The following is a 7792-nucleotide window of genomic DNA, read 5'->3' on the forward strand; positions in this document are numbered from 1 at the left end:
CATCAGCCTTGGCCACCGGCGCAGCCGCCAACGGCGCCATCCCAAACGCCAAAAACGCCCCCACCGCACTACCGGCGCCCAGCAAACGCCCGCCACGTCGGCGGCCGGCCGCGCTCGCGAGGCCACGACGCTTCGTGTCGTGCTGCTTGTCAGTCATGTGGGACTCCCTATTCTGCGACGAACCCATGTCAGTGGTGTTGCGTTGGTTCAAGTTTGGCTGTTGGCGACGCCGAGGTGTCAGCATCGCTGGAGAATGGTTGCGGTCCGTCGTGTCGACGCCGATAGCCATTCAGACGCTGACACCCGCAATTGCACGTGGCATCATTGGCGAGCCCATTGACGACGGCGCTGCCGTCAACGGAACTCCAGGAGGCACTTCTCATGTTTATCGAAACCGCTTCAGTGACAACGCGTTCAGGTGCGTCATGAGTGCGCTGATGGCGCGGCAGCTGGCTAATGTGTCCGCCGAGGTTCGCGCGGTTCCGGCGCCGCCGCTGCCGGTATTCCCGGACCCGTACAGCGTGCGTTTCGCAGACCCGGACGCCGACGCGGAGCTGATCTCCGACTGGATGAACCGCCCGCATCTGGCCGAGACGTGGCACTACGACTACCCGGCCGATCAGTGGCGCCAACACCTGGGTATCCAGTTCCGGGGCAACTACTCCCGGCCGTACATCATCAGCATCGACGGCCGGCCGATGGCCTACATGGAGCTGTTCCGGGCCGCCCAGGATGACGTCGCCACCCTTTATGACGCCCATCCCTACGACGTGGGACTGCATATCGCCTTCGGAGAGTTCGACATGCTCAAGCGCGGACACGGGATCATCCTGTTCAAAGCGCTCGTCGACGGCGTGTTCGATGTCGAACCGCAGTGCCGACGGATCATCGGAGACACCCACGCCGACGTGAACTCCCTCGGGCGCCGCGCCTGGGAGCGGCGCAACGGGGCGTTCCTGGGCGAACACTTCGTGCCGAAGTGGAACCAGCGAATCGCGCTGTTCGCCTGGCCGAGAACACCCGAGGACATTCCGATCTACAGCGCAGAGGCCTGACGCCGGTCGCCGGGGGCGGCGGATCATCATGATCCGCCGCCCTTGCCGCCGGCACCGCCAGCACCGCCCTGACCGGGGGTAGCGCTGTCGGTACCGCTGGCCTTGCCGCCCGCCGCACCGCCAGAACCGGACAGACCGGACTCACCCGTACCGCTGGCCCCGCCGGTGCCACCGGTGCCGCCGGTGCCGCCGGCACCTGCCGACCAGCCGTTCTTGCCGGTGCTGCCGTTGCCGCCGATGCCACCCTTACCGCCGGTGCCACCCTTGCCGCCGGCACCGTCCGCACCGTCGGCCCCGTTGCCACCGGCCACGCCGGTGCCGTTGCGGAGATCGCCGCCGGCCCCGCCGCTGCCGGCGACGCCACCGGTACCGCCGGTGCCGCCGTTGCCGCCGAGCCCGCCGTTCCCGGCGGCGTTGCCCTTCGAGCCGGTACCGCCCGTACCGCCGGTGCCACCGTTGCCGCCGTTGCCGCCGGTGCCGCCCGCACCGCCGGTGCCGCCGACGCCGGAGTTGCCGGACTCGGTGCCGCTGGCACCGCCCGCGCCGCCCTGGCCGCCGGCCGCGCCGGCCGTCCCGTCACCGCCGTTGGTGCCCGTGCCGCCGGTAGCCTTCGAGCCACCGGTGGCACCGGTGTTGCCTGCGGTACCGATCAAACCGTTGCCGCCGGCGCCGCCCTTGCCTCCCGCACCGCCGTTGCCGTTGAGCGCGGCCGAGCCGCCGGCGCCACCGTCGCCACCGGCCTGGGCGGCCGATCCGCTGGTGGCGTTGCTGCCCGTGGCGCCGTTACCGCCGGCGCCACCGTTGCCGGTGGCACCGGCTGCGCCCGCGTTTCCGCCGGCGGCCTGCACGGTGTTGTCGGCGTTCCAGCCGCCGGCACCACCGTTGCCGGCGTTACCCGCGACGCTGGAGCTGTCGCCGCCGTCACCGCCGGACCCGGCCTTGGCACCGCCGCCACCGGCGGCGCCGTGGCCGCCGCGGCCGCCGTCACCGGCGTTACCCGCGGAGCCACCGTTACCGCCCGTGCCGCCGACCCCGTCGGCACCCGCGGTGCCGTGGGCGGAGTCGCCGCCCGCACCGCCGTTACCGCCGATGCCGCCGTTCGCGCCGTCGCCGGCCGTGCCGGTGGCGTCGCCACCGTCGGTGCCGTCGCCTCCGCTGCCCGCGGCCGCGTCGATGCCCGCCGCGCCGTCGGCCGCGTCGCCGCCGTTACCGCCGTGGCCGCCCGCGCCGCCCCGGCCGCCCGCGCCGCCGTTGCCGCCGTCGCTGCCGCCGGCGCCGCCGGCCCCGCCGGTGCCGCCGTTGCCGCCCTGGACGCCGTTGCTGCCGTCGCCGGATCCCAGTGTGGTTCCGTGGGTGCCGGCTGCGCCCGCACCGCCGTCGCCGCCCGTGCCACCGAGGCCGATCGCTCCAGCGTCGCCGGCGTTACCGCCGTTGCCGCCGTGCTGGGCGAAGCCGTCACCGAGCATCACGCCGTCGCCGCCCTTGCCACCGTTACCGCCGTGACCGGTGGCAGCGTTGCCGTCTGCACCGGACCCGCCGTTGGCCGCGATCAGCCCGTTACCGCCGACGCCGCCGTGGCCGCCTTCGGCACCGAGGCCGGCGTAACCGCCGGCACCGCCGTCGCCGCCGGTACCCGCGACGTGGTCAGCACCGCCGCCGGCGCCGTCGCCACCGTTACCGCCGCGTCCGGCGTCGCCACCGGCGCCACCGTTACCGCCCTGGCCACCGGCGCCTGCGGCACCCGCGACTCCGTTGGTGGCGGTACCGCCGAGCGCACCCGCGCCACCGTGGCCACCGAGGCCGCCGTTGCCGCTCACGCCGGCGTTACCGCCGGCCTGGCCGTCGTCGCCGCTGCCGGCGACCGCGTGTTGCCCGTCGACGCCCTGGGCGACGCCACCGACGCCACCTTGGCCGCCCGTTCCGCCGTAGCCGCCGTTGCCGCCGTTGCCGGAGATGCTGCCGCCGGCGCCACCGGCGCCACCGTTGCCGCCCATACCGCCGTCGGCACCGTCGGTGCCGTTGCCGTCGACGTCGATGCCGCCGTTCGCGCCGAGCGCACCGGTGCCGCCGTGACCGCCGTTACCGCCGTTGCCGATCGTTCCGGCAGCGCCGCCGATACCGCCGTTGCCGCCGGACTGCGAGGAGCCGTCGGCGAGCACCTGGCCGGTGCCGCCGTGGCCGGCGTTACCGCCGTTACCGCCGGTTCCGATGACACCGTCGGTGCCGGCTGCCCCCGGCCCGTCCAGTCCGGTGCCGCCGGCGCCGCCGACGCCCGCGGCGGCCTGGTCGCCGCCGGTTCCGCCGTTGCCGCCCGCGCCGGCGATGGCGTTCGTGCCACCGCCCGCACCGTTGGCGCCGGTACCGCCGTTGCCGGCATTGCCCGCGTTGCCGCCGTTGCCGCCGGCGCCCGCGGCGCCGTTGACAGCGCTGCCGCCCTGGCCGCCGGCCGCGCCGGCCCCGGCATGGCCACCGTTGCCGCCGTTACCGCCGGCCGCTCCGTTGACGCCCGCGGCGCCGTTGCCGCCGTTGCCGGCATTGCCGCCGTTGCCGCCGTCACCGCCGTTGCCGGCGTCGCCGGATACGGTGCCGCCAGCGCCGCCGTTGCCGCCCTTGCCGGCGGCCGTGCCCGCACCGCCGTTGGTCCCATGGCCGTCGCCACCGGTCACACCGTTGGCGCCGACGGCACCGTGGCCGCCGTTGCCGCCGTTACCACCGTTGCCGACGTCGCCGCCGGCGCCACCGTGGCCGGCGTTACCGCCGGCCTGTGCGCCTATCGCGTTACCGCCGTTGCCGCCGTTACCGCCGTTGCCGCCGTGGGCGGCGTCGAGGCCGTCAACACCGTCGGCCCGCTGGGTGCCGTCACCGTTGAAGCCGCCGGTGCCACCGGTTCCGGCATGGCCGATGTTGCCGCCGGCGCCACCGTTGCCGCCGGAGCCGGCGATGGGGTTGACGCCACCGCCGGCGCCGTGGCCACCCCGGCCACCATCGGCACCGGTTCCGGCGTTTCCGCCCCTGCCACCGGCCGTGCCCAGACCGTCGGCACCGGCGTTGCCGTTGGTCGCGGTTCCACCGGCGCCGCCGTTACCGCCGTTACCGCCGTTACCGCCATTACCGCCATTACCGCCGGCGCCACCGTTGCTGCCGACGCCTCCAGTGCCGGCCATTGCATCGAGGCCGGCCTTGCCCAGGGCTCCGTTGCCACCGTTACCACCGGTGCCCGCCGCGCCGGCACCGCCGCCCGCGCCGCCGTTACCGGCGATCGAGCCGCCGGCGCCGCCCGCGCCGCCGTCGCCGCCCGAGCCGCCGGACTGACCGTCCTGACCGTTGACCTGCCCGAGCGTCGTGCCGTTGGCGCCGTTGCCGCCGATGCTGCCGGAACCGCCCGCACCACCGGCGCCACCGTTGCCGTAGGTTCCGGCGTCGCCGCCCGCACCACCGGCGCCACCGCTCTGCGGGTTACCGCCGGCCAGCACCTGACCGTTACCACCGCGGCCACCGGCGCCGCCGTTACCGCCGGTACCGGCACCGCCGTTGCCGCCGTTGACAGCCTGCTGTCCGTCGCCGCTCAGGCCGCCCTGACCGCCGAGGCCGATTTCGCCGCGGTCGCCGCCGTGACCGCCGTCACCGCCCGCGCCGGCGATCGCGTTCGCGCCGCCGCCTGCGCCGTTGGCGCCGTTACCGCCGTTGCCCGCGTTGCCCGCGGCGCCACCCTGACCACCGGCGCCACCGGCGCCGACCGCGCCGTCGAGGCCAGCGGTGGCAGTGCCGCCCTGGCCGCCGGTTCCGCCGTTACCGCCCAGTCCGCCGCTGCCGCCGCTACCGCCGTCGCCGCCGTCGACGCCGGCCAGGCCGCTGCCGAATGCCGCGTTGACGCCAGTGGCGCCGGTTGCGCCGTGACCGCCGCGGCCACCCGCGCCACCCGCGCCGCCCGCGCCGCCGTTTCCGGCGTCGCCGGATTCGCTGCCGCCGGCGCCGCCGTTACCGCCGTTACCGCCCAGGCCGCCGAAGCCGCCATCGGTGCCGTCGGTGCCATCGCCGTTTCCATCGACGATGCCGTCGATGCCCTGCAAGCCGGTCGATCCCACGCCGCCGTTACCACCGGCGCCGCCGTTACCGACCGGACCGGCCGCGCCACCGTTGCCGCCGTCACCACCGGCCTGGGGCGTGCCGTCGCCCTGCACCAGACCGATGCCGCCGGCACCACCCGCACCGCCGTTGCCGCCGGTGGCCGCCGCGCCAGCGGCGCCGCCCGCAGCCTGCTCGGTGCCGCTGGCGTTCCAGCCGCCCGCACCGGCGTTGCCGCCGGCTTCGCCGCGCACACCGCCCTGCCCGCCGTCGCCGCCCTGACCGGCCTTGGCGCCGGCGCCGCCGCCGGCCCCCTGACCGCCCTGACCGCCGTTGCCGGCGTTGCCCGCGTCACCTGCGTTGCCGCCGACTCCACCGAGCCCTTCGACTCCGGCCACACCGTCGGTGACGGAACCGCCCGCACCGCCGTTGCCGCCCTGGCCGCCGTTGCCGCCGGCTCCACCGTTGCCGGCGTTGCCGCCGTTGGTGCCGTCGCCGCCGCTGCCGGCGGCCGCGTCAATGCCGGCCGTTCCGTCGGCGCCGTGGCCACCGTTTCCACCGTGGCCGGCCGCGCCACCGTTGCCGCCCGCGCCACCGTCGCCGGAGACCGAACCACCGGCACCGCCCGCGCCGCCGTTACCACCGAGGCCACCGTCGGCGCCGTCTGTGCCGTTGCCGTCACCGCCGGTAATGCCGTCGACCGTCGCGCCGGCACCGCCGTGGCCGCCGGCACCACCATTGCCCACCGATGCCGCGTCGCCGCCGGCGCCGCCGGCGCCACCGCCCTGGCCGGTGTTGACACCAGCGATGAGCCCGGCACCGGCACCACCGTTACCGCCGGCACCGCCGTCGCTACCGGCACCATCGACGCCGGTTGCGCCATCGCCGCCGGTCTCGGCACCGCTCCCGCCGGTGCCCACGGCGCCGGCCGCACCGCCGTCAGCGCCGGCGCCGCCCGCGCCGCCGGCGCCCGCGTTTTCAGCACCACCGCCGCCGAGGCCCATTCCGCCCGCGCCCGCGGTACCGGCATCGCCACCGTCGCCGGCGTTACCGCCGTTGCCACCGGTGCCGTCGTTGGCCGCACCACCTTGGCCACCGGTACCACCGTGCCCGCCGGCCCCGGCATTTCCGCCGTTGCCACCGTCGGTGTCGGCGACATTGGCGTCCTGGCCGGCGCCACCGGCGCCGCCGTTGCCGCCCTTACCGGCGTTGCCGCCGTTGCCGCCGTTGCCGGACGTGGTGCCGCCGGCGCCACCGTTACCGCCGTTGCCGCCGGCACCGCCGACCGCGCCATCGGTGCCATGACCGTCGCTGCCGGTGCTGCCGTCCACCGTCGCGCCGACACCACCTGCACCGCCAGCGCCGCCGTTGCCGATCGCTGCGGCGTTACCGCCGGCACCGCCGTTACCGCCGGCCTGACCGGTCACGCCGTCTCCGGCCAGTCCGGCACCGTCGCCGCCCTTACCGCCCGCGGCACCGTCACTGCTGAGGCCGTCCTGGCCGGCGCCACCGTCGGCACCCTGGCTGGTGCCCGCACCACCGGTACCGGCGTTACCCGCTGCGCCGGCGTCGGCGCCGTTGCCACCGCTACCACCGCTACCGGCCACGTCGACACCGCCGCCACCGAGGCCGTCGCCGCCCGCGGCGGCTTGACCCGCGGCGCCACCGTTACCGGCGTCACCGCCCGCGCCACCGGCGCCATCGGTCGCGGTACCACCGGCGCCACCATTACCGCCCGCGCCACCGGCACCGGCGCTACCGCCGTTACCACCCGCGTCACCGGCTCCCACCGCGTCGGCCGCCGCGCCACCGTCACCGCCGACGCCGCCCTGGCCACCGGCACCACCGGCGCCGCCGTCACCGGAGTTCGAGCCGCCCGCGCCGCCGACACCACCGTCGCCACCGGCACCGGCCACACCACCGGTGGTGCCATGGCCGCCGCTGTCGGTGATTCCGTCCGTGCCGTCAGCACCCTTACCGCCGGCCCCACCGGCGCCACCGGTGCCGACCGACGCCGCATCGCCGCCGGCGCCACCGTTACCGCCGGCCTGACCGGTCAGGCCGTCGCCGGCCAGACCGACGCCGTCACCGCCGACGCCGCCGACCGCGCCGTCGCTTCCGGCGCCTACCTGGCCCTCGGCGCCCGCGCTACCGTTCTCAACCCCGACTCCACCGGCCCCCGCGTTACCTGCCGCGCCGCCATCGGCGCCGTCACCGCCCCGGCCGCCGCTGCCGGCCGCATCGAAGCCGCCGCCACCGAGGCCCCGGCCACCGGCCGCAGCCTGGCCCGCGTCGCCACCGTTGCCCGCGACACCGCCGACACCACCGACGCCGGTTGCCGAAGTACCACCAGTACCGCCGTCGCCACCGATTCCGCCAACACCGGCGTTGCCACCGATGCCACCGGTGCCACCGGCCACCACGGCGTCATCCGCCGCGCCGCCGTTACCGCCGGTGCCGCCTACGCCGCCGGCGCCACCGTTGCCGCCGTTGCCCGAGGTGGTGCCACCGGCACCACCGGTACCACCGGCGCCACCGGCGCCACCGGTGCCGCCCGCCTCGCCGTTACCGCTGATATCGGTGAGACCGTCCACCCCGGTCGCACCCTGCCCGCCGGTACCGCCGTTACCGCCGTTACCGACCGCGCCGGCGTCACCGCCGTCGCCGCCGAC

2 protein-coding genes are annotated in these 7792 nt (G+C 76.4%); one reads left to right on the forward strand and one right to left on the reverse strand.

Translation table 11 applies throughout. The features are described from left to right. Positions 1-425: 425 nt before the first annotated feature. On the forward strand, positions 426-1055 hold the full coding sequence (locus BST10_RS21855; RefSeq protein ID WP_083040703.1) for a GNAT family N-acetyltransferase: 630 nt from the start codon (positions 426-428) through the stop codon (positions 1053-1055). Between the two features lie 26 nt (positions 1056-1081). On the opposite strand, the gene BST10_RS24255 is transcribed toward BST10_RS21855, so the two are convergent. Further along, on the reverse strand, positions 1082-7792 hold a 6711-nt coding region (locus tag BST10_RS24255), incomplete at its 5' end, for a PE family protein (RefSeq protein ID WP_165757230.1).

This window comes from Mycolicibacter algericus DSM 45454, from assembly GCF_002086455.1.
Classification (GTDB): domain Bacteria; phylum Actinomycetota; class Actinomycetes; order Mycobacteriales; family Mycobacteriaceae; genus Mycobacterium; species Mycobacterium algericum.